The following is a 25,320-nucleotide window of genomic DNA, read 5'->3' as shown; positions in this document are numbered from 1 at the left end:
CATGCCGACGATGGAAAAGAACCGCTTGATCCAGCGCCAGCGCCTGGCCATCCAGGAGGGCTGGTACGGGGGCCGGCCCCGGGTCTCCCCCCATGGCCGTCGCGCCTACTCCACATACGGGCGTGTCCGGCACCTGACCATGCACCAGGAGCCCCGCCCGGCGCCGCCCGGCCACGACGAGGGGCGGGCTTATCTCCGGCGCGTCCTCCGGGAATGGCGCACGACCTACGCCGCCCTGTCCGCCGCCGACGATGCCGATGGGGGTCCGACCCGCCGCGCCATCGTGGCCGCCGGGCTGGCGCTGGCCGATCCCGGCGTCGACGGCCAGGAACGCGCGGACGTCTACGTGACGATGGTGGCCATGACACAGCCCCGGCACATCGACCGGGCCATCGCCCAGATCGGCCAGCTTCCCGTGGAGCCGTGGGACATCGCCAAGAACGACCACTGAGGTCGGGGACGGTCTCGAATCGTCCCTTCTGCGGTAGGCTTCCACCATGGGCAGCATGCCCGGTGGAGGGGACGACGATGGAGATGTTCTGGGAGCGTCGCTGGCCACGCCAAGGGAAAGCCTCGACTATCCGGCAGGCCTGCCCCGGGTCGGATGGGGCGCCGCACGACTCGACGCGGCAGGCCCCACGCATCCTTAATCAGGGACGGAACGGGGCAGCCTCGGGCATCCAGGGGGATCGGGCATGACGGCGGAGCACCGCATCCTCACGCGCCAGCGCGGCGTCGTCGAACGGACGCTGGCCTCGGTCAACCACTCCATCGAAGGCCATCCCGTGACGGCCCCGGCTGACGTGCATCCCCTCATCCATTCGGCTGCGCGCCGGGGGATGGAGAGCGTGCGGGACGACCTGCGGGTGCGCCTCCACCCGATCGACGGGGAGATCCAGGCCGCCCTGGCGAACGCCCCCTGGGAAGGCTGGGGGATCGGGACGCATCCGAGGATCGCGCAGCGACGGGCGGCGCTGGCCGGTTCGGCGCGTCCCTGATTTGGGACGGGGGCGGGCCCTGGGGCCAGGAGGCCGGGGCGCCTCAGGCGGCGGTGGCGTAGAATCGGAGGTCGTCCTGGGTGTGATCCGGGACGGGCGATTGGTCTTCCCCTGGGGGCAGCTCACGGTCGAGGCGGTGACGCCGTTCCGGTTCGCCACCGTCGGGAAGCCGGCCGCCTCGGCGGTGCTGATCCGTTCGATGGTCGTACGTACGGGCTACATCGGCTCCAACCAACGCGGGAGCACTGATTTCAACGGTTCGAACGTCAAGGCCGGGACGGCCCCGGCAGCCGCGGTGACCCTGACGCTCGCCGTCAACGGGGGCGCCGTGGGGACCGTCGCGTTCGCCATCGGGAGCAAAGCCGCCACGTTCACCACAACTTCCGGCCAGGCAATCCCGGTCCAGATCGGCGACGTCCTCACCCTGACGGCGCCGGCGACGCCGGATGCCGCCTTAGCCGACCTGATCGGGTTCATCGCGATCTTCTAGCGTACGCACAACCCGGATCTCCCGTTACGAAACGCTGATCTCCCGTTACAGACCCATGAAGTAACGGGGCGCTATACCACGTACGAACACGACACCTGCAGGGCCTCTCAAAAGTTCAGGGTTTGCGTAGTCCGCCCAGGGACTTCTTTACCTTGGCGGGAATCGCAGCTGGACGCCGGAATCGCGAGCTGAGATCGTCACCTCGCCAGCCCAGAGGAGATGCCCCGATGTCGCTCACCCCCCACAGCATCGTTGCCCCCTTCGACATGGGCGGCCAGGGTCTCGCCGGCGTGCTCTTCAGGGCGCGCCAGGACCGCATCGCCCTTCAGGCACAGGCCGACGCGGTGCAGGCCGAGCGCAACGTTAACGCCGTCCAGCGCACCCTCAACGTTATGGGCGTCCTCGGGCGCCTCGTGCTGGCGTTCCGCGCCGAGAACACCGCCCTGGAGCAGACCAACGCCGCCCTGAAGGCAGACCTCGCCCGGATGCGGTCGCGCGCCCTGGAGGCCGAGGGCCGCCTGACCCGGGCCGCCAAGGAGGGCCGCCTCCGCGCGGCATGAAGGCGTGCGCACGTCGGCATTCCGCGTGCTGACGTGCGCACACGGTGTGCGCACAGGGAAAGGCGCAACAACTTTCTTGGGGGCGCGACAACCGACCACACTAGGGTCTCCGGGCATGAAAAAGGCCCGCTCCGTGAGGGGCGGGCCTTCGTCGTTTCGGAGTGATGGGGCGTCTTAGGCGGCCCGGGATGCCCAGGGCGCCTGATAGCCCGGAACGAGGTCAGGGTCGTCGGCGAGGTCGTCGAAGATCTCCCTGTGGCGGTCGTCGGGGGCATCCGTGTCGGCCAGGAGGATGGCCGGCATCTGAGGATCGCGGACGTGGCATGGGGCCAAGTTGCGGAACAAATGATTCCCGAAGATGTGCGCCGAGAGCCTGCGGGGAGGCGTCGTGGCAAGGCGCTGGCACTCGGCGAGCGTGAGCCCCCGGAGCCAGGCCTCGGTCGTCTCGTCGAGGGCGGACAGATCCGGCTCGGGGCGGGCGGTCACGCGGGCCTGGATGTAGGACCGGGCGATCTCGCCGAAATCGGTGGCCGCGTCGTAGGGGGCCTCGGGCAGAGGCGTCATCAGGAATCCCGCGTCGTCATTGGCGGCCGCCGGGGCGGGGGACTTCGCCGCGGTGGCGATCTGGGTGCCGACGTCGGACCCATCCTCCAGGGCGGCCTCGATGCCCGCGCCGGCCCCGACGGGGGGAGAGAACTGATTCCGCACGGACCGGAGGACCCATTTTCCGGCTTCGAGGACGTATTGGAGGGTGGTGGCCAGGGCCAGGGCCATGGCGACGAGGACGGCGCGGGCGACTTTGAACATGGGACGGGCTTCCTTCTGGGGGGCGACGTTTCCATTCTCCGGGTGAGCATGAATTTCACCAGGGCGTACGTACGGTCAGGGTCGAATCCCGAGGGCGTAGACTTCCTCGTATGAGGCGGCGCGGAACCAGACCTGGCGGCCGGCGCGCTGCGTGCAGACGACGTACGCCCCCTCCCACGTGACGTCGGGATACGTGTCCCCGACAACCCACTCGTCATCGCTTCCCTCGGACAGGACGAATCGGCGCGGCTTACGCGGCAGGCTCCCGAGGCGCGCCTCGTAGCGGCGCCGGGGCGCGCCCTCGGGATCGAGGATGTCGAGTGCGTCCAGGTACGTCGTTCGTACGAGCTCGCCGCCTACGAGGCGATGGTGTGAGCCCCCGTGCAGCCGGTCGCGCTTGAACACGAATGCGCCGTCTGGGGCGGAGACGTCGATCACACGCCGCAGAAAGATCCGGTCCTCCGTCTCCGTCCGCGTGATCTCCAGCGTCGGAAAGGGAGGCTCGACGTCGAGGCGGCCATTCCGGAGCGCGACCGGGAAAATCAGGACGTCGTTGGGCACCGTGAAGATAGGCATGTCAGTCCTTCCGTGCGTGCGCCCGAGGGGAGCGCCCAGGCAGTAATTTGATGACTAATCCTTCGAAAGCCTAAGGATATGCGGTCCTTCATCGGTTCGTTCACCAGATTAAATATGTACAAGAAAAGCTGTCACTTTAAAAGGTTCCGACTTTGCGAGTTTTCCAGCTTGCAACGAATCGGACCAGGGCCTAATTTTTGTCTCCACAACGAATTCGATCCAGTCGTACGTTTTCGTTCGACTTCTTAACTACCGATCAAGAGAGCATCCTTCATGCCGCAGCAGGCTATCGCCGCGCCGGTCACTGTCGTCACGCGAGAGGACGTCGTCGCTCTACTGCGGGAGGCCGTCGCTCAGACAGGCGGGCAGCGCCTGTGGGCGGAAAGCGTCGGCGTCTCCCCGTCCGACGTGTCGTCCGTCCTGTCGGGCCGGCGTGCGGCGGGACGCGCGATCCTCGCGGCCCTCGGCATCACCACCGTCCTCGTCGCAAAGGCTTCCTGATGCGCACCATCGAGTGCCGCACCCGCGCCAAGGCGGAATGGGGCGACGGTTCCTGACAGGACGAGCCCGACAAGAAACAGTGGTCCGACCCAGCGACGGGCCTGCCCTGCCTGATCGTCCGGAGCCCCCTTGGGGCGCTGTGCGGGTACGTCGGCGTTCCGGAGGGGCACCCGCTCTTCGAAGTCGATTACGGCGACGCCCATGAGCGGTACGCCATCTCGGTCCACGGCGGCCTGACATTCGACGGGTTCTGAGAGGAGGACGCCGAGGAGAGCGGCATCTGTCACCTCGTCGAGCCGGACGAGCCCGACCGGGTCTGGTGGCTCGGATTCGATTGCGGGCATTTCCGCGACCTCGTCCCCGGCTTCGAGGCACGGCTTCGGTCCTCCTGGTCGTGGCGCGCCCGGAGCGATGCCGCCTCCTACGAGGGCGTCTACCGGGACGTCGCTTACGTCACCGCCGAAGTGACGTCGCTCGCCGTCCAGCTTCGGGATCTCGCCTGATGGTCGCCCCCGGCTCGTTCGTGGACGGCCTCGTCGCCCTCGATGCCGCCCAAACCCGCCAGCGCCTGAAGGAAGCCCTGGTCGAGGCCCGCACCAAGACCGTCGGTCGGGGCGGCGCCGACGTGGCCGAAGCGATCCGCGAAGTCGAATCCGGACTTCTGGCGGCCGCGCATTGGGCCGTCGGACGGATCGACGCCGCCCTCGCCGAGGCCCGGGCCGTCGCCGCCCGACCCGAGACGATGGACGAGGCGTTCGCCGCGGTCGTGGCGGCCCTCGATAGCGACAGCCCGACCAGGCCGGAGGTGTCCCGTCTGGTCGTGGCGGCACTGCGCGACGAGACCCCACCCGGGTGCTGAACCCATCCCGATCATCGCGAGGAAGCCATGACGAAGCGGATCACCAAAACCCAGAAGCCGATCGCACCGTCCCGTCTGCGTGTGGTCGCCATCGACGCCGATCAGGACGGCGCCGGATTCCAGATGGTCATCCTCAAGGCCGAGGGCGCGGCCGCCATCGAGACCGGCATGCGCCTCGTAAAGGCCGCCCTCGACCGCCCCTGAGATCCCCGTCGACGCGCCCGGCGGCAGGGGCGCTCAACCCGATCACGCATCCCCCCATACGTAAGGAGAGCGCCATGGAGCGCAGGACCGCAGACTTCAGGACCAAGTTCACCGTCACCGGGGCGCAGGCCGTCATCCAGGCGGCGGTTCTCGCCGACGTGGCCACCTTCCGTTCGCCGGACGAGCGCACCGTCCGCATCATGAAGGCGTTGGTGAAGGCCGATCTGGTCATCGTGCCGAAGCCTTCCGGAAACGCCGAGGCCGTCCGCGAAGCCGTCCGCACCGGCAACTGGGATGCGGTCTCCGAGCGGGATCTCATCGCGTGGCGTGAGGCGCCCCTGGCCCCAGAGGGAGCTAACGCGGAGGTGGTTCAGGCCGCCATCCATGGTGTCGACGGCATGGAGGACCCTCAACTCTCCGACCTGTCCTGGCTGCGCGACCTGCTCCGGAGCACCCAGAACCCGGGGGCCTTCCGGGCCCTGCAGGGCGACAGCGACGATCCGGGGGCCGTCACCGTGATGCTGCAGTCCGTCGAGGACCTGTACCGGCGGCTGGCGGCGCTCTCGTTCCAACGCCCGGACATCTACGACTCCGAGAACCCTCGGAACCGCCCCTCGGACATTACCGGGGAGGATGCCTGATGCGCGAGATCAACCTCAACCTCGACGAGACCCTCGCCCTCGGGCCCCTCGATCCGGACATGACGACCGGCATCGCGAAGCTGGGCGACGACTACGTCCGTGTCGTCCACGTCGTGGCGGCAAACGAGTACACCATCCCCTTGCCCCACATGACGCCCGCTGAGGACGCCCTGCGCCTCGCCGCGGCGGTCATCGAATGGAACGTCGGCATGATGGAGCAGGCCGACGCTCCGTACGATGCCAAGGGCCCGCAGATCACCGCCCGGCAGACGATCCGCTCGTTCCTGCCCCGCATGCTCCCGTGCGAGTTCCGCGACCTGTTCGTGGACACGTACAGCTACGCGGGGGAGCTCCGCTGATGCGGGCCCTCCTCAGCCTCGTCGCCGGTGGCCCCGGGCGCGTCGCCACCACCGCGGCCGCCATCGTGGTCATCGTGTTCGTCCTCGCCGGGCACGGATGGGATCTCGTCCGGGCATCGTGGTTCGCCCTGATCTTCGCTGGCGCCTTCGCCTTCGCCGTCCTCGCGATGATCGGGGCCGCCACCGGCGTCGCCGACGGGGATTCCCCAGTGCCCGCACCGGGGCAGGCCGACCAGTAACCATCCCCGTCGGCGCGCCCGGCGGCAGGGGCGCATCCCGAGGCCCCCCCCATCATGAAAGGAGCGCCCCGTGCGCCAGACCAGCGAAACCAACACCGGCACCATCACCCAGATCACCCTCTCGGACCGGGCGCGGGCCCAGGTCGAGAAGTCGCACATCGAGCGCATCATCGCGACGGGGTGGAAAGAGGTGAAGGGACAGATGTCCTGTTACGAGGCGAGGGCGGAATATGTCCGTCGGCTCGCTCGATGAGGCTGGATACCGGATCGTCCGAAAGGATGTCGTCAAGGACGGCGACCGTTGGAAGGTGGGTTTCCACTCGGTGGTCGAGGCTCTCGGATATTGGTCGAAGGGCGATTTCGAGATCGAGCAGATCGCTCGCGAGGTCCGCGCCCTCCGGAACATCGTTGCGCCCCTGAATGAGGAGATCGAGCGCCGCACCGAGCACATGACCTTCGACGAGGACAGCGACTTGTGGACGGTCACCGGCGAGGCAGATGCCGTGCAGCGTGTCCTCGACCTGATCGCGAAGGGTGAGGCCGCCGAGAAGGCTTCCCCGGTGATCTCCATCGGTGGCCCGGGTCTCTACGGCCTGACGCCCAAGGCGGAGGCGGCGATCAAGGACTTCGTCGCCGGCGTGCCCCTTACGCAGGCCGCTGTCACGGTCGGGAGCGACGCCCTGGAGAGGGAGATCGAGCGGTCCTTCGATGAGCCCCTCGACGCCGTAGCCGACGAAATCGCCGATCAGCGCGCACAGGCGATCAGCCGCGTCATCCGGGCGAATCGTCTCCTCGCCGAGGCAGTGGAAGTCCTCGGCCCCGAGGCTGTGGACCTCCTCATGCACAACCTTGCGGCCCCGGACCTGTCCGAGGCCGCCTGATGGCGACGGCGACCCACGCCATCGTGTGCGGGGCGACGCGCGTCATCGTCTCCCGGCACGCGAGCCTGGATTCCGCCCGGGCCGCCTGGCGCGCCCGGGCGTACCCCGGCGGAAACACGGCTCGCCCGCTGACGCGCTGGGCGAGCCTCCATCACATCTCACCTATTGCCCAGGCCCTGGCCCGGGCCCCTGAACGGACGCAGCCCGATGGTCATCCCCTCATCCCCCGCCGCCTACCGCCCGTCGTCCTCGGGGCCTGCCGCGGCGTCCATGCCGTGGCGCCCCTCCCTGAGGCGGGCCCGCCGGCCGGGGACCGCACGCTGCGCGAGGTCCTCCTGGAACAGGCGCGGGCCCTGGCGGCGGGCGTCGAGGCGGAGGCCCCGGGGCTGATGGAGTGCTTGCGAAAGCGAGCATCCGGTTAAGCATTCGTCAAGTAAACGGTAAGATCGCGTTTCGGCTCTACAGAGCGGGGACGCAGGAAAAATGGTTAATTCTCGTTAGTAATGGAGCCCTTTTCGAGTCCACATCTCGCCTCTTCCCAGGCTTCCTCGTGCGCATGCGGCTGACGTGCCGCCCCGCAGGAGGAACGCCGCCATGGCGATGACGATGACCAAGCCGAATTCCGGGTTCTACTCGCCCGACCAAGATTTCTACGACGGGCTCCGCGAAACCCGCAGGGACACTGACCGGCAGTACCCGGATTTCGGGCAGCCGGTCCTCCCCAAGATCGCCAAGGAGCTGTGGGATTCCTCGCTGAGGGTCCTCGACAGGCAGCGGGCGCTCCCGACGGTGCAGGAGCAGGTCGCGGCGATGACGGTGTCCGTCAAGCAGACGCCCTACGTGCTCGCGGTCGTACCGTCGGAGCAGCGGCTGTCCTTCGTGTGGGTGAAGGGACTGGACGCCTACAGTCAGTCTTGCAACTGGCGCGAAATTCTTTCCCAGGCGGGTGTCTTCAACATGCCAACCCGGAAGTGGGCGGAGTTGTTGCTGATCGCGTACGGAGGCCGCCTAGAGAGGCAGGATCTTCGGAAGGATGCGATCCGGCGCATGGGTCGCGGTGCCGTGCGGCAGGCGCGCAAGATGGTGACGCTGATCGGGACCGAGATGCATCATGGGCCGCAGCCCGACCGCTTCAAAAGTCTCCGGGAACAGCTTGGCCTAAGCTGATTCAGGAATCTCGGTCGGCGTGCTTGTCGTATGCCGGCCGAGAGGTATCATCGCAGTTGAGCCGGTTCCGCCGCTCAGCCACAGGGAAACCTTCGCCATGACCAAGATCTCCCACCCCACCCGCCGCCTCAGCCGAATCGAGCGCGAGGACATCGCCGACCGGATGTGGTCGACGAGGGGCATCGAGCCCTCGCTCTACTACCTCTCGGACGCCCACGGGAACGACGACTTCGACCTCGTCGTCTCGGCCCACACCGCCAAGGAGGCGCGTCACGCCTGGGAGCGGTGGATGCTCAAGGGAAAGGTGGAGGGCAAGGTCACGCTGTCCGTCGTCCAGATGCCGAGCCCGAAGGCCATCGCCGCCAAGGTCAAGCTCAAGCACAACTCGAAGGTTTTCGAGCCCGCCGCCCTGGGAGCCTTCCGTGTCGTGGTCGATCTCGACGCCCTGCGATTCGAGGATCAGTACGACGCCGCTCCTGCCCCCGCCCTCTGATCACGCCACTCCGGGCCGGTTCCGCCGCCCGCACGAAAGGGAAACCTCGATGTCCATGACCAGCACCACCACCGCCGCCCTGACCGCCCGCCGCTTCCAAGCCGAGGTCGCCGTCGCCGATGCAAAGGCGGCCGCCCAGGCCGTCCTCGACCTCGCCCCGGGTACCGATGCCGAGGCCGTCTCCGCCGCCCGCGCCGCCGCCGCGAAGGCCGCCCGGATCGCCCTGACGTGGATCGGCGAGTGGCTAGAGCACGAGCGCGACCGGGCCGACGAGGCCCTCCTCTGCGAGGGCGACGTCGACCCCCACGCCATCCTCGCCTTCCAGTTCTGAAAGAGCCCGCCATGCTGACGCCCGATCTCTTGCGCCGCGCCGGCGAGACCCTCTTCGGCGACGAGGAGTGGCGTCATGCGATGGGGCGCCTCCTCGGGGAGCACCATCCCGAAGGCCCTCGCGAATCCGTCGACCCCAGGCGCGTCGCACGGTGGGCCTCCGGGCAGAGGGAAATTCCCGATTGGGTCGGTCCCGTGTTGGCCCGGCTCCTCCGGGAGCGGGCCGCCGACGCCGCCGGGATCGCCCGGGACATCGAGGGCGGTTAGTAAGAGGGCCCCGGAGCGATCCGGGGCCCTTTCTCTATGCGTCGTCCTCGGCCTCCCGGTCCGCCGCCCGCAGGCGCTCCTCCGGCAAGTTCGGGGTCGCCTCCATCCGCGCGATGACGTCCTCGACGCGGGCCGGGGCATAGCCCCAGCAATCGACGCCCACGTCGCAGGATTGGGACGTCCCGGGCAGGGAGCCGTGCGTGTGCCCGTGGACGTGGAGGACGCCACGGAACGCGCCCGGCCAGGCACGCATCGGGTAGTGGTCGCAGACGATGCGGCGACCGCCGGCGTGGACGGTCAACCTTTCCTGCACGCTCTCCCATGGCAGGTCGGTGACGCGCGCGCGGTCATGATTGCCCACGATCAGGTGCTTGCGGCCCTTGAGCGCCTGGAAGATCTGCGCCGCCCTCTCGGGGGTGTGCCCCCACTCGAAGTCTCCGGCATGGATCACGGTGTCGTTCGCGCGGACGCAGGAGTTCCAGGCCTCGATGAGGAGGCGATCCATCTCGGCGACGTCGCGGAAGGGGCGCTTCGACTGAGCGATGCTCCCGGCATGCCCGAAATGGGTGTCGCCGGTCAGCCAGACGGTACCCTTGGGGGGCGTCAGATTGATGTGGTGGGTCCGATTGAGCTTCATCTGGGCAGCCTCCTGGAGAGGGGGGCTGCGCGCGCACGGCGTCACGCCCCCGGGGATGGGATCACGTCGTTGGGGGGCGCTATTCGGCGTTTCATCGGTGCCTCTCGGGCCGGGTGAGTCGTCACGATCGCAGCTCAAGATTCCCGCGGTCAAGGCGACCCTGGGCGGTGCATGCGGGCGTGATGAAGGAAGGCTTAACCGACATGCAGATCCTCGGCCGACCTGGACGGCCTGGGGAGGTTTCACCTGTCCGGCGGCCGCCCGTGATGCAGGTCGTCGAACACGGCCCGGCACCAGGGAAGATACTGCGAGGGCCCGAGCTTCCCCCATGCCTTCGGCCTCGGGCAGCCCGCGGTGATGAGACGAATGACGTGGTCGAGGGAGACGCCGGGCCCGAGGCGGGCCTGCATCCGCTCGGTGTCGTAATCGCCCCGCCGGTGAGGGCACCAACGACAGGTCACCCGCACCCGCCGGTAGGGGAGCTCGCCGAGCGTCCGAGGTTCGCTCATCCGATCCTTGCACCCTTTCCCCGCCTCAAACGTTCCCTATCTGTTCTCAAGAACGGAGGGGTCAATGCTCAGCTTCGAGGATCTCAGGAATGCGACGGCCGGCGATGAGCGGGACGCCATGATGCGCGCCTTCGCCGAGGACATAGCGGAGGCCTCCGCCCGTGGCCGCGGTGTGTCCGGATTTGTGCGGGCCGACCGGCCAGCGGACGTGGCGCGGGCCCTGGGACGCGACCGCTTCAGGCAGCCCGCGCTGCCCGGGCGCGCTGCTTCGGCGTCATCCCCGCGGCGTACCGCTTTGCGTTAACGACCTTGAGCCGAACCTTCTCGGCATCGCGGTCCACGCCCCGCTGCTCGGCCCGGCGCCGGACGAGTTCCTCCTTGAGCTCGTCCCGGGGCAGGAGCACCGCGGCCGAGGCGACCGGTTCGAGCAATCGAGCCCAAGCCTCCATGACGGGCCGCTTGAAGCCCAGCATCTCCGCCTCGGTGTAGCGCCTGGTCATCCCGTTTGCCTGGCGGACGCCCTCGTCGGTGTCGGCATGGTCCAGGACGTGCCCCACGAGCGCCGCATGGACGCCGGCCCGGTCCTGCACCGCCGACGACAGGCCGCGGCGCATGTCGTGGGGCGAGCTCTCGGAACCGGGGATGGCCTTCAGCGTGTGGCTCAGCGTGTCCGTGGCGATGTGGGTCAACGCCGGCGGGGATCCGGCCTTGGCCTGCCGCTGTTGGGGGAACGCCCATGGCGTCGAATCCCCGTATTCCAGCCGGTGCCACGCAAGGTAGGCCGAGACGACCTGCCAGCAGGCCGGGGGCAGGGGGAGGACGTGGGGCTTGCCCGTCGCCTTCGCCCGCGGCGTCTTCCGGTGCCTGCAGCGCCACAGGCCCCAGCCCGGTTCGCCGTCCCACGCCTCGAACTCGGCGACCTGGGCGGTGACGATGGAGAGCCGACGCTGGGCCGTCCAGACGGAGAGGTGGACCGCGGCGCCGACGGCGGGGTTGAGGACTCCCGAGGCCCTGGCGGTTGCCAGGATCAGGCCGCACTCCTCAAGCGGAGGGAAATGCTGCCTGCCCTTCGTGCCCTTGATCTTGGGGGCCCGGACGCGGTCCATGACGCCCGCGCGCACCCCGGAGCGCCGTTCCTGCGCGGGCTCGGCGAGCCACCGGAACAGGCGCTTCAGATTCCGGCTGACGTCGTTGGCCTGGTTGCGCTTGCCCTCCTTCACGAGCCCCTCGACCGCCTCGGCCAGGTCGGAGGCGCCGAGGTGGGCGACGTGCTTCGGGTCGAAGGGCAGCACGGCGGGACAGACAAGGACCTTGCCGTAGTTCTTGACCGTCGCCGGGGCGAGGTGCCCCTCGGCCATCTCCGCCTTCAGCCAGTCGACGTAGGCCGTCCGAGCCTCGGCGTAGGTCCACGTCGTGGCGACGGCCTGCCGCGGCATGATCTCGGGCACGTGGGGAAGGGCGGCGTCGGTCTTACCCTTCTTCCGGGCGTCGGCCGCGACGAGGGCCTGGCGCTGGAGCTCGATCCACTCGTCGGAGGGAACGCCGTTGCCGGTCGAAATGTGCCTGACGATGGCGGCGCACGCGGTCCGGGCGTGCGCCAGGCCCCAGGCGTCGATCCGCCCGATCCGGACCCGGTGCTCGGCGCCCTGGTACTGGACGCGGCAGAAGTAGGTCGGCCCCCGCGGCTGGACGCGCAGGCGCAGGCCGCGGGTCACGGTGTCGGAGATCTCGTAGGTCGCCTTGAGCCCGGCGTCCCGCCATGTCGCCACCAGAACCTCGATCAGCCCGACCGAGATCTCCTCCTTGCGGTTCTTCGGCTCCGGGAGAGGCGCGACGTCCACCTGCCAGGCCACGTCCGAGTAGGTCACCCCGGGCGTCCGGGGTCCCGCCTTCCGCTTGCCGCCCATGTCAGACCGTCCGAGTTCACGATTGTCCTCCGAGGCGTAACTCGGACGGTATTCGGACGGCCAGGGGTTTCGCTCGCTTGGAACGGAGGAGGGATCGGGGATCCACCGAAAATGCCGTTTCGGCGTCAACGGTTTGGCGTTTCAGCGCTCTTTCGAAGGGGGAAAGCGCGTGGTGGCGGAAAGACTTGACCCGGGCCTGGACCCGTGGCTTTTACCGGGTCTGGCACCCCTGACTCCGTAGCTCAGCTGGATAGAGCAGCCGCCTTCTAAGCGGCAGGTCGTTGGTTCGAGCCCAACCGGGGTCGCCATCTCTCCGCCATCACGCGAGGGCCAGAGTAAGCTCCGCCAGATCGGGCCTTGAACGCCATTCCGTGAAACATGTCGTACGGTGCAGCCAGTCTCGTGTGACGGTGACCGCGACGCTGGCATTCTGTTGCATTGGTCAGGACTGAATGACCGCGTTCGGGGTGAGCGAGCAATAAAGTTTGCCGCGCTGCGTGGCTGTGGGCTGAAGAGCATCAGCGATCCAGCACGACAGGTCGCCACAAACAGTCGGGGCAGGAGTTCGGATCACATCCGCGAGACCCTCGGAAGATCACGGTAGACAGTGACGCCAGGGCAGCAACGATCGGGATCCTGGTCGTCTCATCCTTGAGGCTAAGACCGCCCGAACAGCGCGATCAGGGCGTGGATCACGCTCGCCCCGCCCACTGGTGCAACGAAGAGCAGCACCACATTCAGTCCGACGATCCAGACGACCGCCCGCTCTTGTGCCTTGGTCATCGGGGGCTTGCGTGAAGGCGGCTCCCAAGCCGGTTCTCGCGGCGGCTTCCAACCCTCGTCCACGAACATCGGCGACCTCATCGCCGACTCAAATCGCATCACCGCATGGCCGGCACAGCGATAGTAGAGCGGAGTAAAGAGATGAGGCAATCGCCTACGTTGCGGGATGGAAGGCGTCAGGGTCGGTCTGAACTCCGCCAGTCGACAAGCTAAGCAGACCTCGAAGGACTCTCGGCACAGACATCGATCCAGATCGTCTCACCCGATGCCCTCGACGACAGGCTCGGCCTGCCGGATCGTCATTGCCGCCTGTGCCGGAACGTCACAGCTGAATTTTGCGTTTCCTTCGGCGTGCACCGCGCCAGACTCAGGGAGAAACGCATGAAAGCTTTGACGCTTGCCCTCGCCGGGGCATTGCTCCTCGGATCGCCCGCCCTCGCTGCGGAAGGTGGCTCCGGAACCACGAAGTCCGGCACGATGAACAACACCGGGCCGAACGATGCGGGAGCCGGTTCATCGCCGGGAGCCGCCGGGAGCGGCCCCTCCACGGGAGACAAGAGCCGCTCAGGCACGTCGAACAGCACGGGCGCCAATGATGCCGGTTCGGGGTCGTCTCCGGGAGCATCGGGCAAAGGTACCAGCGCGCCGACCCGCTGACGTCACTGAGGGCGGATCAGGCCTGGGTCTCATGCGATCCAGGCCTATCGTCGCCCGCCTCGCTACCATCGAACGAGGGGGTGCTTCCGGGTCGGCCGGGAGCACCCTTCGTCATTCTCAGAAGCCGAACCGCACGTAGGGGCGGGGTGCGTAAGCGTAGGGCCGAGGAGCATAGGCGTAAGGACGGTAATAGGGCCGGTAATACGGGCGATATCCGTAACCATAGCCATAAACCGGCACGGGGCGGGGCGCGTAGTAGCCGAACGCGCGGGATGTGGCCTTGCACCCGAACGCGGAGGGGTAATAGCCGTAACCGCACCCGCCGGCAGCCTCGGCTGTGGTAGTTGTGGCGGCAGACATCGTCAGGCCACCAATGACGGCGGCAAGGAGGCCATAAGTCTTGACATGCTTCATGACACAAACTCCGGATCGCGTCCCCTCGGGATTAAAGCTTCACCGCGGGGCGTGCTGCATCAAGACACCCGATCGCTGAACAAATTCTGACATTTTCGCCGCCTGCACCTCCCTACCGTACGAGGGACCTTGCGCGCGCGATTTCGTGATTGAGAAAGGGTGACCGGGGAGCTTTCGCGAGGGCGTACCGTTCCTGCTAGCCAAGGACGGGATTGACGCGGTCCCCGAATGAGGTCTCCTCACCCCAAACCCCGCCGTTGCGATTGCAGACCGGAAGCCAGCCATGACAGACCTCAAGACCCTGCGCGACGTCTCCGGCCTGAGCCCGGTGCCGGCCCGGCTTCGATCCTCCGCCCTGGTGATGATCGATCTGCAGAACACCTATCGCGAAGGCATCATGCGCCTGGAAGAGGTGGAGCCCGCCATCCGCGCGGCAGGCGAACTCCTCGATCGCGCCCGGGAGGCCGGCATCCCGATCTTTCACATCCAGCACGATGCCGGGCCCGGCTCGCCCTACGATATCTCCGCCCCGATCGGCAGGATCAGTGACGAGGTCTCGCCACGAGACGGCGAGAGGGTCATCGTCAAGAACTATCCTAATTCCTTCGTCGGTACGGATCTGCAGAAGCACCTCGAAGCGACGGGTATGAAATCGGTTCTGCTCGCCGGTTTCATGACGCATATGTGCATCAACTCCACGGCGCGCGGCGCTTTCAACCTGGGATTCAGCCCGACGGTCGTGGCTTCCACCACCGCGACCCGCGCCTTGCCCGGCCCCGACGGTCAGGTGGTGCCCGCGAATTCGCTTCAGGCCGCGAGCCTCGCGACCCTCGGGGATCTCTTCGCCGTGATCGCGCCTCGGGTCAGCGATATCGCGGAATGACACGCGTGAGTGACACTCAATGGACCTCGGGAACGTGTGCGGCGCAGCATCGTTCGGGTTCTGAAGCAGGAGCGCGAACCATGAAGATCGATACCGTCGCGGATCTCGTCGTCGAAACCCTCCAGCAGGTGGGGGTACGACGGATCTACGGTGTCGTCGGCGACAGCCTCAACGCCATGACCGAGTCGATCCGGGCGAGGGGCGTCATCGACTGGGTGCATATGCGCCACGAAGAGGTCGGCGCCTTCGCGGCCGGCGCGGAAAGTCAGATCACCGGGGAGTTGGCGGTCTGTGCGGGCTCCTGCGGGCCAGGCCATGTCCATCTCATCAACGGCCTGTTCGATTGCCATCGAACCCGGACTCCCGTCCTGGCCATCGCCGCACATATCCCCTCGGCAGAGATCGGATCCGGCTACTTCCAGGAGACAGACCCGAAGGCCTTGTTCGCCCAGTGCAGCCACTATTGCGAGCTCGTCTCCGATCCGTCCCAGCTCCCGTTCGTCCTGGAGAATGCCATCCGTGCCGCGGTGGGCGAGCGTGGTGTCGCCGTGGTGATCATTCCCGGCGACGTCGCGTTGAAGGATGCGCCGGCCCGCGCCATTGCCCCCAATGCCGGCCTCCTGCCGGCGAAGCCGACGATCCGTCCCGCCGAAGCCGAGCTCAACGCACTGGCCGATCTCCTCGACGGCTCGTCAAAGATCACACTGCTCTGCGGCCGGGGATGCGCCGGCGCCCATGCCGAATTGCTGCAGCTCGCCGAAGCTCTCAAGAGCCCCATCGTCCATGCCCTCGGTGGCAAGGAATTCGTGGAATACGACAATCCCTACGATGTCGGAATGACCGGCCTCATCGGGTTCTCGTCCGGCTATGCGGCGATGCGCGACTGCGACACGCTGCTGATGCTGGGCACCGACTTTCCCTACAAGCAATTCTATCCCGCGAATGCCAAGGTGGCGCAGGTCGATCTACGGTCGAACCAGCTCGGCCGGCGGACGAAGCTCGATCTCGGTCTCGTCGGCGACGTACGGGATACGATCACGGCGCTCCTGCCGAAGCTCGGCGTCAAGTCCGACCGCACCTGGCTCGATGCCAGCCTGAAACACTACGCCAAGGCGCGCGAGGACCTCGACGATCTCGCCACCGGCGCGCCGACCAAGGGCTGGTTCGGCCTGAAATCGGCCAAAGCCCCGATCCATCCGCAATATCTGACCAAGCTCGTAAGCGAAGCGGCGGCGGATGACACGATCTTCACGGCCGATGTCGGTACGCCGACGATCTGGGCGGCGCGCTATCTGAAGATGAATGGCAAGCGCCGGCTTCTCGGATCGTGGGTGCATGGCTCCATGGCCAACGCCATGGCGCAGGGCATCGGCGCACAGGCGGCCTCTCCTGGCCGGCAGGTCGTTTCCTTGTCGGGCGATGGCGGTTTCTCGATGCTGATGGGCGATCTCCTGACACTGCGGCAGGAGAAGCTGCCGCTGAAGATCGTGATCTACAACAACGGCTCCCTCGGCTTCGTCGAAATGGAGATGAAGGCCGCAGGCTATCTCGAAACCGGCGTCGCGCTCGAGAACCCCGATTTCGCCGCGATGGCCCGGGCGGTGGGTCTCCATGCGGTGCGGGTAGAAGATCCGGCCGAACTGGAGGGCGCGATTCAGGACGTGCTCGCCCATGACGGGCCGGCCGTACTCGACGTGGTGGTCAACCGCCAGGAACTCTCGATCCCACCGAAGATCGACGGACAGCAGGTGAAGGGCTTCAGCCTTTACGTGCTGCGTGCGGTGATGAGCGGCCGCGGGGATTCGGTTCTCGATCTCGCCAAGACGAACATCATCCGGTAGCTGAAGCACTGCTTCGAAGGTATCCAGACCGAGCCGTGATGCGGCCTCCAGGCTGAACGGTGGCCGCATCCTCGGACAAAAGATTGGTTTTGCAGCGGGGCCGGGAAGCGCAAGCCGGCCTTAGCAACAGGATCCTTGCAGCTGCGGCGGGCGTAATCCTTGCACGGTCTTCCGAAACGGAGGAAGGAGCTTCCATGCGCTACATGCTCGGCTGCAGTCTGTCTTATAACATACTGTCGGACACGACGTTTATCTTCAATATCGAGGTCGCTCGACTGAAGAGCCTTGAGATTCTCAGTGAGACGCTGATTCTCAAGCCCGACCTGAAGCGGGAAATCTACATCTCGCCCGATCTGCAGAACCGCTATCTCGGGGTGAACGTCCCCGCCGGCCAGTTCTCGCTGGAATACAACGCCGAGGTCGAGCTCACCGTCCATCGGGCCGATCCGGCCACGATCAACGAAACGCCGATCTCGCAGCTTCCCCTCGACATCCTGCCGTTCCTGCTGCCCAGCCGCTTCGTCTCGTCCGACCGGCTGACGCCCTTCGCGCAGGCGGAGTTCGGGGCGATGCCCAAGGGGCACCAGCGTGTCAACGCGATCTGCAACTGGATTCACGATCATCTCACCTACCAGCCCGGCACCAGCGACGGCGAGACGACCGCCGACGAGAGCCTGCTCAAGCGCGCCGGCGTGTGCCGCGATTTCGCGCATATCGGGACGGCCTTCTGCCGGGCATTGGGCATCCCCGCCCGTTTTGTGAGCTGCTACGCCCACGGGCTCGTGCCGAGCGATTTCCACGCTGTGTTCGAGGCCTATCTCGACGGCCGCTGGTGGCTGTTCGACGCCACGCGCCAAGCCGATCTTGACGGTCTCGTCCGCATCGGCGTCGGCCGGGATGCGGCCGAGATCGCCTTCTCGACGCCCTACGGCAACATGCAGCCGGTCAACCAGCAAATCCGTATCGCGCGCTCCGACGGCCTCGGCAGCCCGCCCCAGCGCACGGTCGACGCGATCTCGACGGAATTGCCCGCGCCGCATGCGGGAGCGGCCTGAACGAAAGGATCACAGGATGACGGTATCCTGTGATCCGGGTCCGACCGATGCTGGCGCGGTTTCGTACCCGTCGTCCACGGTGATGGGGTAGGCCCGAACCGCCCCGCCGGTTCTCGGATTGCACATCCTCCATGACTGATCTCAAAATGAAGGGGATCACCTTCGCTTTTTCAATCCAAAGCTGGTCTGGCCAGCTATAGCTCGCCTCTTGCGATGCAGACGGCATCACGGAACGAGGCACGATGGCAGCTCCTCTACAGGTGCGCGGCTCCACATCCGCGGCCTACCGCGCAGCGTTCCGGGCATTCGGATCACTCTGGCGCGAGACGGCTTTTGTAACCTTTGTCCTGATCGTCCAGTTGCTCCTCTCGAATCGCATGGGCGGCTCGGGGAACGCGACCGGGTCGCTGTCGAACGTTCTGCTCGACATCGGCGTCACCATCCTGATCGTTTCCTACACGATGGCGATCTATCGCCATGCCTTGGGCCTGCGGTCGCAGAGCATGTGGGCCCTGCTCGGAGAGGCGATACGGCGCAAGGATCTCCTCGCCTATCACCTCGGCTGGTATCTGCTCGGCATCCCGTGGGCATGGGGCGTAGCCTATCTCCAGTCGGCACTCGGACTTCTGATCCTTCCCGCGATCGTTATCGTCAGCATCTGGGTCACGTGCCGCCTCTTCGCCGTGGGCCCGACCCTCGCGATTGAAGGTCTGGAGGTCACGGCCAGGGACGCGTTTCGCGCGACGGTCGGTCAGGTCTGGACCATCTTCTACATCGGATTCCGCGCGGCGATCCCGCTTGTGGCGGTCGCACTCATCCTGGGCGCTCTAATCATCTCAACGAACGGGCGGACGGACCCACCCGTGATCCTCAGTGGAACCCTGGTCCTGCTATTCGGCGTGATCGGCGTCGTCCTTCGCGCCGTCCTCGAGGCGCAGATCTTTCGGGAGCTCGGTCTTTTCAGCTCAAGGCGAGAGGTGGAATAACGATTCTGCCGGGTGGCTCGATTTTCGCGACGACGATGCAGGAGCGTTAAACAATGACCTATCGCCACATCGTCGGCCCCAAAACCCATATCTTCGCCGATCTCGCGGCCCTGATGGCGAAAGCGACGCCGCTGCGCTCGGGCGACCGGCTCGCCGGCATCGCGGCGGAATCGGCGGAGGAGGGGATGGCCGCCCGCTGGTGCCTGTCCGAGGTGCCGCTGTCGGAGATCCTGGCCAAACCCCTCATTCCCTACGAGGAGGACGACGTCACTCGCCTCATCCTTGATACGCACGATGCGGTGGCCTTCAGGGAGATCGCCCATCTCACCGTCGGCGATTTCCGCGAGTTCCTGATCAAGGCGTCCTCCGAGACGCTGACCCGGATCTCGCCCGGCATCACGCCGGAGATCGCCGCCGCCGTCTCGAAGATCATGCGTCATCAGGACCTGATCCTGGTGGCGCGCAAATGCCGGGTGGTGACGAGGTTCCGCAACACAATCGGATTGCCCGGCCGGCTCTCCGTCCGTCTTCAGCCCAATCACCCCACCGACGATGCCGCCGGCATCACCGCCGCCATCGTCGACGGGCTGTCCTATGGCTGCGGCGATGCGGTGATCGGCCTCAATCCGGCCTCCGATTCCGTCTCCACCCTGAGCGGCTTGCTCCACCTCTTCGACGACCTGATCCAGCGCCTCGCGATCCCCACGCAGGGCTGCATCCTCACCCATGTCACCACCACGCTGGAGGCGATGAACCGGGGCCTGCCGGTGGATCTCGTGTTCCAGTCGATCGCGGGCACGCAGAAGGCCAATGCCAGTTTCGGCGTCACGCTTCCCATCCTGAAGGAGGCGCACGATGCGGCGCTTGCCCTGAAACGCGGCACGGTGGGTGACAACTGCATGTATTTCGAGACTGGGCAGGGCTCGGCGCTCTCGGCCAATGCCCATCACGGCATTGATCAGCAGACCCTGGAAGCACGGGCCTACGCCGTCGCGCGTCCGTTCCGGCCGCTCCTCGTCAACACGGTGGTCGGCTTCATCGGGCCGGAATATCTCTATGACGGCCGGGAGATCATCCGGGCCGGATTGGAGGACCATTTCTGCGGCAAGCTCATGGGCCTGCCGCTCGGCTGCGACGTTTGCTACACCAACCATGCCGAAGCCGACCAGAACGACATGGACACGCTCCTGACCTTGCTGGGAGCGGCCGGCTGCACCTTCGTCATGGGCATTCCCGGTGCCGACGACGTGATGCTCAACTACCAATCCACCTCGTTCCACGATTCACTCTACGTGCGCGAGGTGCTCGGCCTGAAACGCGCGCCGGAATTCGAGGCTTGGCTCGAACAGATCGGCCTGACCGATGCGGAGGGCGCACTCCTGCCCGAGGGACCGAGCGCCCGCCTCATAGCGGCGGCTCCCGGCCTGTCCGCCCAGAAGGGGATTGCCGCATGAGCGCCGAGGACACCTCCGAGGATCCCTGGGCAAGACTGAGCCGCCTGACGCCGGCGCGGATCGGCCTCGGGCGCGCCGGCACCGGCATGCCCACCATCGAGGTGCTGCGCTTCGGGCTCGCCCATGCACAGGCGCGGGATGCCGTCCACACGCCGATGGATGCCGCCGAGGTCGCCTCCGGGATCGAGGCACTCGGCTATCCCACCCTGACCCTCGCCTCGGCGGCGCCGGATCGCGCCACCTATCTGCGTCGCCCCGACCTCGGCCGTACGCTCGGCGAGGAGAGTGCGACGATCCTGGCCGAAAAACCTTCTGAGGCGGTGGACCTCGCCATCGTCGTGGCGGACGGTCTCTCGGCAAGGGCGGTGCACGAGGGTGCGGCCAGTTTCCTCGCCGCCTTCAAGCCGCATATCGACAAGGCCGGGTGGACGCTGGCTCCCATCGTGGTGGCGACGCAGGGGCGCGTCGCCCTGGGCGACGGGATCGGCGCGGCACTGAAGGCTCGCGCCGTCGCCGTCCTCGTCGGCGAGCGGCCGGGCCTGTCCTCGCCCGACAGTCTCGGGATCTACCTGACCCTGGACCCGCGCGTCGGTCGTTCGGATGCCGAGCGCAACTGCATCTCGAACGTTCGCCCCGCCGGGCTCTCCCATGAGCTAGCGGCGTTCAAACTCGACTGGCTTCTGCGAGAAGCGTTCGTGCGCGGAATCACCGGCGTGAACCTCAAGGATGGCAGCGGGCCGGACCTGGAGCCGCCGCCGCGTCAGCAGGCGATCGGGGACGGAAGCGACACCGCATCCCGCGCCTGACGGAGCATTGTTCGAAGTCGACGGTAGTCGAGCCGAGAAGTGTGGAGCACTGTGACTGGAATGGGCACGTCTCAGTCGGACGCGTTTTCAGTCGACCGAATGGAAAAACCTTCCGCTAAAGCGCGATTCTGAGCACATCTCGTGGGCGCGGCCGATGGCGATCGGCTTATATCCTGCCGGAGCGAGGCAAAGAGCAGTTGTCCTCCCTCTCTTACTTCGCGCATGGCCGAACCTCGACGCTGCGCCGGCTGCGATAGCTATTCGCTCGGGTCGAACGGATCAGCGTGCTCTCACCGGACATTGCTGCCTGCACCCGGTCCCGGGAAGAAGCGTGGCTGTGGCGGGGTCGCAACACCGCGAAAGCATCCCGACTTCGCCTTGGGAGACGCCCTCATTCGCCGCGATCCCGCCATAAACCGGGACCACCTCAACATCCGCGGTAAACGACAGTTTCCCCAACGCTTTACCGCTGAATTCCGAGACTGCGCTTCACGGTGTCGAACGACGCTTCGCCGGCGTCGCCTGTCATCGCGTTGAGAAACGACAGCCGGGCTTCACCTGTAGCGGCTGAGACGGGGCCGAGAGAGACGATGGACGTGCGTACCACAGACAAGTCGAAGCTTCCGAGCCGTCACGTCACGGAAGGTCCCGAGCGGGCTCCGCACCGGTCGTATCTCTACGCGATGGGTCTCACCAAGGAACAGATTCACCAGCCGCTGGTCGGCGTAGCCTCGTGCTGGAACGAAGCGGCGCCTTGCAACATCTCGCTGATGCGCCAGGCGCAGGCCGTGAAGAAGGGCGTCTCCGCCGCCAACGGCACGCCGCGCGAATTCTGCACCATCACCGTCACCGACGGTATCGCCATGGGCCATGCCGGCATGCGCGCCTCGCTGCCTTCGCGTGAGGTCATCGCCGACTCGGTCGAGCTGACCATGCGCGGCCATGCCTATGACGCCCTCGTGGGCCTTGCCGGCTGCGACAAGTCCCTGCCGGGCATGATGATGGCCATGGTGCGCCTCAACGTGCCGTCGATCTTCATCTATGGCGGCTCGATCCTGCCGGGCTCGTTCCGCGGCAAGCCCGTCACGGTGCAGGACCTGTTCGAGGCGGTGGGCAAGCACGCCGTCGGCGACATGAGCCTCGACGATCTCGACGAGTTGGAGCAGGTCGCCTGTCCCTCGGCCGGGGCTTGCGGCGCGCAGTTCACCGCCAACACCATGGCCACGGTCTCCGAGGCCATCGGCCTCGCGCTGCCCTATTCGGCCGGTGCTCCGGCCCCTTACGAGATCCGCGACAGATTCTGCATGACCGCGGGCGAGAAGGTGATGGAGCTCATCGCCAAGAACATCCGCCCGCGCGACATCGTCACCCGCAAGAGCCTGGAGAACGCCGCCGCTGCCGTGGCGGCCTCCGGCGGCTCCACCAACGCGGCCCTGCACCTGCCGGCGATCGCGCATGAATGCGGCATCAAGTTCGACCTGTTCGACGTCGCCGAGATCTTCAAGCGCACACCTTACATCGCCGACCTGAAGCCGGGCGGACGCTACGTCGCCAAGGACATGTTCGAGGTCGGCGGCATCCCGCTGCTGATCAAGACGCTCCTCGACCACGGCTTCATCCACGGCGACTGCATGACCGTGACCGGCCGCACCATCGCCGAGAACATGGAAAAGGTCGCTTGGAACCCGGATCAGGACGTCGTCCGGCCCGCCAACGCGCCCATCACCGTCACCGGCGGCGTCGTCGGCCTGCGCGGCAACCTCGCGCCGCAGGGCGCCATCGTGAAGGTCGCCGGCATGTCGGAGGACAAGCAGGTCTTCACCGGCCCGGCCCGCGTGTTCGACGGCGAAGAGGCCTGTTTCGAGGCGGTCCAGAAGCGCACCTACAAGGAGGGCGAGGTTCTCGTCATCCGCTACGAAGGCCCGAAGGGCGGCCCCGGCATGCGCGAGATGCTCTCGACCACCGCCGCGCTCTACGGCCAGGGCATGGGCGACAAGGTCGCCCTCATCACCGACGGACGCTTCTCCGGCGCGACGCGCGGTTTCTGCGTCGGCCATGTCGGCCCGGAAGCCGCCGTGGGCGGGCCGATCGGCCTAATCCGCGATGGCGACATGATCACCCTCGACGCGATCAAGGGCACGCTCGACGTGGCCGTGACCGACGAGGAATTCGCCAAGCGGCGGGCGGAATGGACACCGCGGACCAACACCGCGACCTCCGGCTATCTCTGGAAATACATGCAGACCGTCGGTCCCGCAGTGGACGGCGCCGTCACCCATCCCGGGGGCGCCGAGGAGATTCAAACCTATGCGGATGTCTAGGACTGACCTTCGCCGGCCCGTGCGGCCGGCAGGGGCCGATCCCGGTCGCGCCGCACGTCGGGTGAGGCGGATGGGAGCGGCCCTCGCGCTGCTCCTCGCCGGCGCCACCTCGGCTCTGGCGCTGGATCCCGCCGCGCGTACGCCCGTGCCTGCCACGGGCGGTTACCGCACGGCGCGCGAAGCCCTGCGCTCGGGCGTCCGTGACTACAATGCGGGCGACAAGGAAGGGGCCGCCCGCGCCCTCGAATACGCCGCCGGCCAGGGCCACGCCCTTGCCTTGTGGAAGCTCGGCCGGATGTATGCCGAGGGCGACGGCGTGCCCCATGACGACCTGAAGGCTTTCGAGTTCTTCTCGCGCATCGCCGACGACAACACCGATGACGGGCCGGACACCCAGAATTCGGGCGTGGTCGCCAGCGCCTTCACGGCGCTCGGCACGTATTTCCTCGACGGGATCAAGGGCACCTACGTGCGCCCGAACCCGGAGCGGGCCTACGACATGTTCAACTACGCAGCGTCGTATTTCGGCGACCCGAACGCCCAGTACAATCTCGCACGCCTCTACCTCGAGGGGACCGGCGTGGATGCCGACCCGCGTCAGGCCGCGCGCTGGTTCAATCTCGCGGCCGAGAAGGGCCATGCTCCGGCCCAGGCCCTGCTGGGCAACCTTCTGATGAACGGGCAGGGCGTTCCGGCACAGCGGGCCCGTGGCTTGATGTGGCTGTCGCTGGCGCGGGAATCGGCGCAGGGGCGCAAGGACGACTGGATCGTCACCCTGTCCGACAAGGCATGGGCCACCGCCTCGGAAGAAGAGAAGGCCCAGGCTCAGGCCCAGGCCCTCCAGGCTCAGTCGCAGGTCACCGGATCGTCCCGGCGCCGTCGCTAGATCTGCGCCCGACCACGTTGGGTCGGGGCACATCACCAGGCCTTTGTTTTGCCGCGCTCTTTTTCGCCGAACCGGCACCTACTTCGGCGGAGAGCGCTCTAGGCGATCCGGGAAGGGCGCAATGGCCGGCTCCCGGCAGGCTCATTTCGTCCGCGCCGCGATCGCCGTGACGAAGGACGGACGCGACAGCGTCGCGTCGATATAGGCGGCGAGCTTCGGCCAGCGGCCGGCATCGACCGGCTCCTTGGCGAGACGCAGGTTGTGGAAGGTCGTCGCCACCGAGATGTCGGCGATGCTGAACGCGTCACCTACAAGGTATGGGCCGTCGATCTGGCTCTCCAGGTAATCGTAGAGTTTCGGGAACTCGTCCGTCACCGCCTTCACCGCCACGGCCTCGTCGCCGGGCTTACCCATCAGGACAGGCTTCACGACACGCTCGGCGAAGGGCTTGATCAGCACCGCGAACAACTCGGTATCGCCGAACTTGTCGAACCAGACAGCGCGCGCCCGCTCCTTCGGCGCCTGCGGCCACAGGACAGGACTCGGATACTTGGCCTCGATATAGGCCGAGATCGCCGACGAATCGGCCAGCCGAAAGCCGTCATCCTCGAAAGCCGGAATCTTACCGAGAGGGCTGCAGGCCTGGAACGCCTCGTCCGGCGCGTGGAAGAACACCGGAACGTGCTCGAAAGTAATGTTCTTCTCGGCGAGGGTGACGAGAATCTTGCGGACGAAAGGCGAATAGCTCGTGCCGTAGAGAATCATGCGAAGGGAAGGCCTGTTGGATCGGGGAGGGTGAGGCGGGCCGC

At 66.9% G+C, this 25,320-nt stretch carries 34 protein-coding genes and 1 tRNA gene; 27 read left to right on the top strand and 8 right to left on the bottom strand.

The genetic code is table 11. The features are described from left to right. Position 1 precedes the first annotated feature (1 nt). From RQI43_RS02105 to RQI43_RS02090, 4 genes are all read left to right on the top strand, one after another. Positions 2–451, top strand: a complete 450-nt coding sequence (locus RQI43_RS02105) for a hypothetical protein (protein WP_311274037.1) — start codon at positions 2–4, stop codon at positions 449–451. A 244-nt stretch (positions 452–695) separates the two neighbouring features. Continuing rightward, entirely contained in the window at positions 696–998 is a 303-nt protein-coding gene (locus tag RQI43_RS02100; protein ID WP_311274036.1) for a hypothetical protein, read from the top strand. 100 nt (positions 999–1,098) lie between these two features. Further along, positions 1,099–1,488, top strand: coding sequence for a hypothetical protein (locus tag RQI43_RS02095; protein WP_311274035.1), 390 nt, complete (start codon positions 1,099–1,101; stop codon positions 1,486–1,488). A gap of 227 nt (positions 1,489–1,715) precedes the next feature. Further along, on the top strand, positions 1,716–2,048 hold the full coding sequence (locus RQI43_RS02090; RefSeq protein WP_311274034.1) for a response regulator receiver protein: 333 nt from the start codon (positions 1,716–1,718) through the stop codon (positions 2,046–2,048). A 174-nt stretch (positions 2,049–2,222) separates the two neighbouring features. Here the strand turns inward: RQI43_RS02090 and RQI43_RS02085 are convergent, their stop codons facing one another. Together RQI43_RS02085 and RQI43_RS02080 are read right to left on the bottom strand one after the other, a co-directional pair. After that, on the bottom strand, positions 2,223–2,855 hold the full coding sequence (locus RQI43_RS02085; protein ID WP_311274033.1) for a hypothetical protein: 633 nt from the start codon (positions 2,853–2,855) through the stop codon (positions 2,223–2,225). A 75-nt stretch (positions 2,856–2,930) separates the two neighbouring features. Further along, on the bottom strand, positions 2,931–3,431 hold the full coding sequence (locus RQI43_RS02080) for a hypothetical protein (protein WP_311274032.1): 501 nt from the start codon (positions 3,429–3,431) through the stop codon (positions 2,931–2,933). A 273-nt stretch (positions 3,432–3,704) separates the two neighbouring features. On the opposite strand from RQI43_RS02080, the gene RQI43_RS02075 reads away from it, so the two are divergent. From RQI43_RS02075 to RQI43_RS02015, 13 genes are all read left to right on the top strand, one after another. Further along, complete coding sequence (locus tag RQI43_RS02075) at positions 3,705–3,932, top strand: hypothetical protein (RefSeq protein WP_311274031.1); 228 nt, start codon at positions 3,705–3,707, stop codon at positions 3,930–3,932. 502 nt (positions 3,933–4,434) lie between these two features. Beyond that, positions 4,435–4,791 carry a hypothetical protein gene (locus tag RQI43_RS02070; protein WP_311274030.1) on the top strand — a complete coding sequence of 119 codons (357 nt, stop codon included), beginning with the start codon at positions 4,435–4,437 and terminating at the stop codon, positions 4,789–4,791. Between the two features lie 27 nt (positions 4,792–4,818). Continuing rightward, positions 4,819–4,995 (top strand): hypothetical protein, encoded by a 177-nt coding sequence (locus RQI43_RS02065; protein WP_311274029.1) that lies wholly within the window; start codon positions 4,819–4,821, stop codon positions 4,993–4,995. A 74-nt stretch (positions 4,996–5,069) separates the two neighbouring features. Beyond that, positions 5,070–5,636, top strand: coding sequence for a hypothetical protein (locus RQI43_RS02060; RefSeq protein WP_311274028.1), 567 nt, complete (start codon positions 5,070–5,072; stop codon positions 5,634–5,636). After that, positions 5,636–5,995: a hypothetical protein gene (locus RQI43_RS02055; RefSeq protein WP_311274027.1), complete on the top strand. Its 360-nt coding sequence runs from the start codon at positions 5,636–5,638 to the stop codon at positions 5,993–5,995. Before RQI43_RS02060 ends, RQI43_RS02055 begins: the two co-directional genes overlap by 1 nt. Continuing rightward, positions 5,995–6,234 carry a hypothetical protein gene (locus tag RQI43_RS02050; protein ID WP_311274026.1) on the top strand — a complete coding sequence of 80 codons (240 nt, stop codon included), beginning with the start codon at positions 5,995–5,997 and terminating at the stop codon, positions 6,232–6,234. Before RQI43_RS02055 ends, RQI43_RS02050 begins: the two co-directional genes overlap by 1 nt. 70 nt (positions 6,235–6,304) lie before the next feature. Continuing rightward, positions 6,305–6,487 (top strand): hypothetical protein, encoded by a 183-nt coding sequence (locus RQI43_RS02045; RefSeq protein ID WP_311274025.1) that lies wholly within the window; start codon positions 6,305–6,307, stop codon positions 6,485–6,487. Beyond that, complete coding sequence (locus RQI43_RS02040) at positions 6,465–7,115, top strand: hypothetical protein (protein WP_311274024.1); 651 nt, start codon at positions 6,465–6,467, stop codon at positions 7,113–7,115. The genes RQI43_RS02045 and RQI43_RS02040 overlap by 23 nt, the downstream gene beginning before the upstream one ends. Next, positions 7,115–7,537: a hypothetical protein gene (locus RQI43_RS02035; protein ID WP_311274023.1), complete on the top strand. Its 423-nt coding sequence runs from the start codon at positions 7,115–7,117 to the stop codon at positions 7,535–7,537. The genes RQI43_RS02040 and RQI43_RS02035 overlap by 1 nt, the downstream gene beginning before the upstream one ends. Positions 7,538–7,709: 172 nt before the next feature. Then, positions 7,710–8,282: a hypothetical protein gene (locus RQI43_RS02030; protein WP_311274022.1), complete on the top strand. Its 573-nt coding sequence runs from the start codon at positions 7,710–7,712 to the stop codon at positions 8,280–8,282. Between the two features lie 97 nt (positions 8,283–8,379). Further along, positions 8,380–8,775 carry a hypothetical protein gene (locus tag RQI43_RS02025; RefSeq protein WP_311274021.1) on the top strand — a complete coding sequence of 132 codons (396 nt, stop codon included), beginning with the start codon at positions 8,380–8,382 and terminating at the stop codon, positions 8,773–8,775. Between the two features lie 49 nt (positions 8,776–8,824). Then, positions 8,825–9,106: a hypothetical protein gene (locus RQI43_RS02020; protein ID WP_311274020.1), complete on the top strand. Its 282-nt coding sequence runs from the start codon at positions 8,825–8,827 to the stop codon at positions 9,104–9,106. 11 nt (positions 9,107–9,117) lie between these two features. After that, the gene (locus RQI43_RS02015) at positions 9,118–9,372 is read left to right on the top strand and encodes a hypothetical protein (RefSeq protein WP_311274019.1); all 255 of its coding nucleotides are present in this window, start codon (positions 9,118–9,120) and stop codon (positions 9,370–9,372) included. Between the two features lie 34 nt (positions 9,373–9,406). On the opposite strand, the gene RQI43_RS02010 is transcribed toward RQI43_RS02015, so the two are convergent. From RQI43_RS02010 to RQI43_RS02000, 3 genes are all read right to left on the bottom strand, one after another. Continuing rightward, complete coding sequence (locus tag RQI43_RS02010; RefSeq protein WP_311274018.1) at positions 9,407–10,009, bottom strand: metallophosphoesterase; 603 nt, start codon at positions 10,007–10,009, stop codon at positions 9,407–9,409. Between the two features lie 242 nt (positions 10,010–10,251). Further along, on the bottom strand, positions 10,252–10,518 hold the full coding sequence (locus RQI43_RS02005) for a hypothetical protein (RefSeq protein ID WP_311274017.1): 267 nt from the start codon (positions 10,516–10,518) through the stop codon (positions 10,252–10,254). A gap of 236 nt (positions 10,519–10,754) precedes the next feature. Further along, positions 10,755–12,425, bottom strand: coding sequence for a hypothetical protein (locus RQI43_RS02000; RefSeq protein ID WP_311274016.1), 1,671 nt, complete (start codon positions 12,423–12,425; stop codon positions 10,755–10,757). A 231-nt stretch (positions 12,426–12,656) separates the two neighbouring features. Between RQI43_RS02000 and RQI43_RS01995 the strand changes: the two genes are divergently transcribed. Continuing rightward, positions 12,657–12,733, top strand: a tRNA-Arg gene (locus RQI43_RS01995). Between the two features lie 349 nt (positions 12,734–13,082). On the opposite strand, the gene RQI43_RS01990 is transcribed toward RQI43_RS01995, so the two are convergent. Further along, the gene (locus RQI43_RS01990; protein ID WP_280136576.1) at positions 13,083–13,208 is read right to left on the bottom strand and encodes a hypothetical protein; all 126 of its coding nucleotides are present in this window, start codon (positions 13,206–13,208) and stop codon (positions 13,083–13,085) included. 381 nt (positions 13,209–13,589) lie between these two features. On the opposite strand from RQI43_RS01990, the gene RQI43_RS01985 reads away from it, so the two are divergent. Beyond that, positions 13,590–13,865 carry a hypothetical protein gene (locus tag RQI43_RS01985; RefSeq protein ID WP_082470521.1) on the top strand — a complete coding sequence of 92 codons (276 nt, stop codon included), beginning with the start codon at positions 13,590–13,592 and terminating at the stop codon, positions 13,863–13,865. Positions 13,866–13,982: 117 nt separating this feature from the next. On the opposite strand, the gene RQI43_RS01980 is transcribed toward RQI43_RS01985, so the two are convergent. Then, positions 13,983–14,279: a GCG_CRPN prefix-to-repeats domain-containing protein gene (locus RQI43_RS01980; protein ID WP_311274015.1), complete on the bottom strand. Its 297-nt coding sequence runs from the start codon at positions 14,277–14,279 to the stop codon at positions 13,983–13,985. A gap of 283 nt (positions 14,280–14,562) precedes the next feature. Between RQI43_RS01980 and RQI43_RS01975 the strand changes: the two genes are divergently transcribed. The 8 genes from RQI43_RS01975 to RQI43_RS01940 all read left to right on the top strand — a co-directional run bounded on the left by RQI43_RS01975 (position 14,563) and on the right by RQI43_RS01940 (position 24,511). Further along, positions 14,563–15,162 (top strand): cysteine hydrolase family protein, encoded by a 600-nt coding sequence (locus RQI43_RS01975; protein WP_311274014.1) that lies wholly within the window; start codon positions 14,563–14,565, stop codon positions 15,160–15,162. Between the two features lie 80 nt (positions 15,163–15,242). Beyond that, complete coding sequence (gene poxB, locus RQI43_RS01970; protein ID WP_311274013.1) at positions 15,243–17,003, top strand: ubiquinone-dependent pyruvate dehydrogenase; 1,761 nt, start codon at positions 15,243–15,245, stop codon at positions 17,001–17,003. A 194-nt stretch (positions 17,004–17,197) separates the two neighbouring features. Beyond that, entirely contained in the window at positions 17,198–18,058 is an 861-nt protein-coding gene (locus RQI43_RS01965; RefSeq protein ID WP_056433694.1) for a transglutaminase family protein, read from the top strand. A 242-nt stretch (positions 18,059–18,300) separates the two neighbouring features. After that, complete coding sequence (locus tag RQI43_RS01960) at positions 18,301–19,044, top strand: hypothetical protein (protein ID WP_311274012.1); 744 nt, start codon at positions 18,301–18,303, stop codon at positions 19,042–19,044. Positions 19,045–19,097: 53 nt separating this feature from the next. Then, positions 19,098–20,498 carry an ethanolamine ammonia-lyase subunit EutB gene (locus tag RQI43_RS01955; RefSeq protein ID WP_311274011.1) on the top strand — a complete coding sequence of 467 codons (1,401 nt, stop codon included), beginning with the start codon at positions 19,098–19,100 and terminating at the stop codon, positions 20,496–20,498. After that, complete coding sequence (gene eutC, locus RQI43_RS01950) at positions 20,495–21,304, top strand: ethanolamine ammonia-lyase subunit EutC (protein ID WP_311274010.1); 810 nt, start codon at positions 20,495–20,497, stop codon at positions 21,302–21,304. Before RQI43_RS01955 ends, eutC begins: the two co-directional genes overlap by 4 nt. A 590-nt stretch (positions 21,305–21,894) precedes the next feature. Continuing rightward, positions 21,895–23,625 carry a dihydroxy-acid dehydratase gene (gene ilvD, locus RQI43_RS01945; protein ID WP_056433680.1) on the top strand — a complete coding sequence of 577 codons (1,731 nt, stop codon included), beginning with the start codon at positions 21,895–21,897 and terminating at the stop codon, positions 23,623–23,625. Continuing rightward, complete coding sequence (locus RQI43_RS01940; protein ID WP_056433677.1) at positions 23,612–24,511, top strand: tetratricopeptide repeat protein; 900 nt, start codon at positions 23,612–23,614, stop codon at positions 24,509–24,511. Before ilvD ends, RQI43_RS01940 begins: the two co-directional genes overlap by 14 nt. Positions 24,512–24,652: 141 nt before the next feature. On the opposite strand, the gene RQI43_RS01935 is transcribed toward RQI43_RS01940, so the two are convergent. Then, positions 24,653–25,276: a glutathione S-transferase family protein gene (locus RQI43_RS01935; protein WP_056433674.1), complete on the bottom strand. Its 624-nt coding sequence runs from the start codon at positions 25,274–25,276 to the stop codon at positions 24,653–24,655. Positions 25,277–25,320 lie beyond the last annotated feature (44 nt).

The organism is Methylobacterium sp. WCS2018Hpa-22, from assembly GCF_031843785.1.
In the GTDB taxonomy this organism is placed as follows: domain Bacteria; phylum Pseudomonadota; class Alphaproteobacteria; order Rhizobiales; family Beijerinckiaceae; genus Methylobacterium.
The sequence above is the reverse complement of the archived record's forward strand: the minus strand, read 5'-3'. Positions and strand labels throughout refer to the sequence as shown.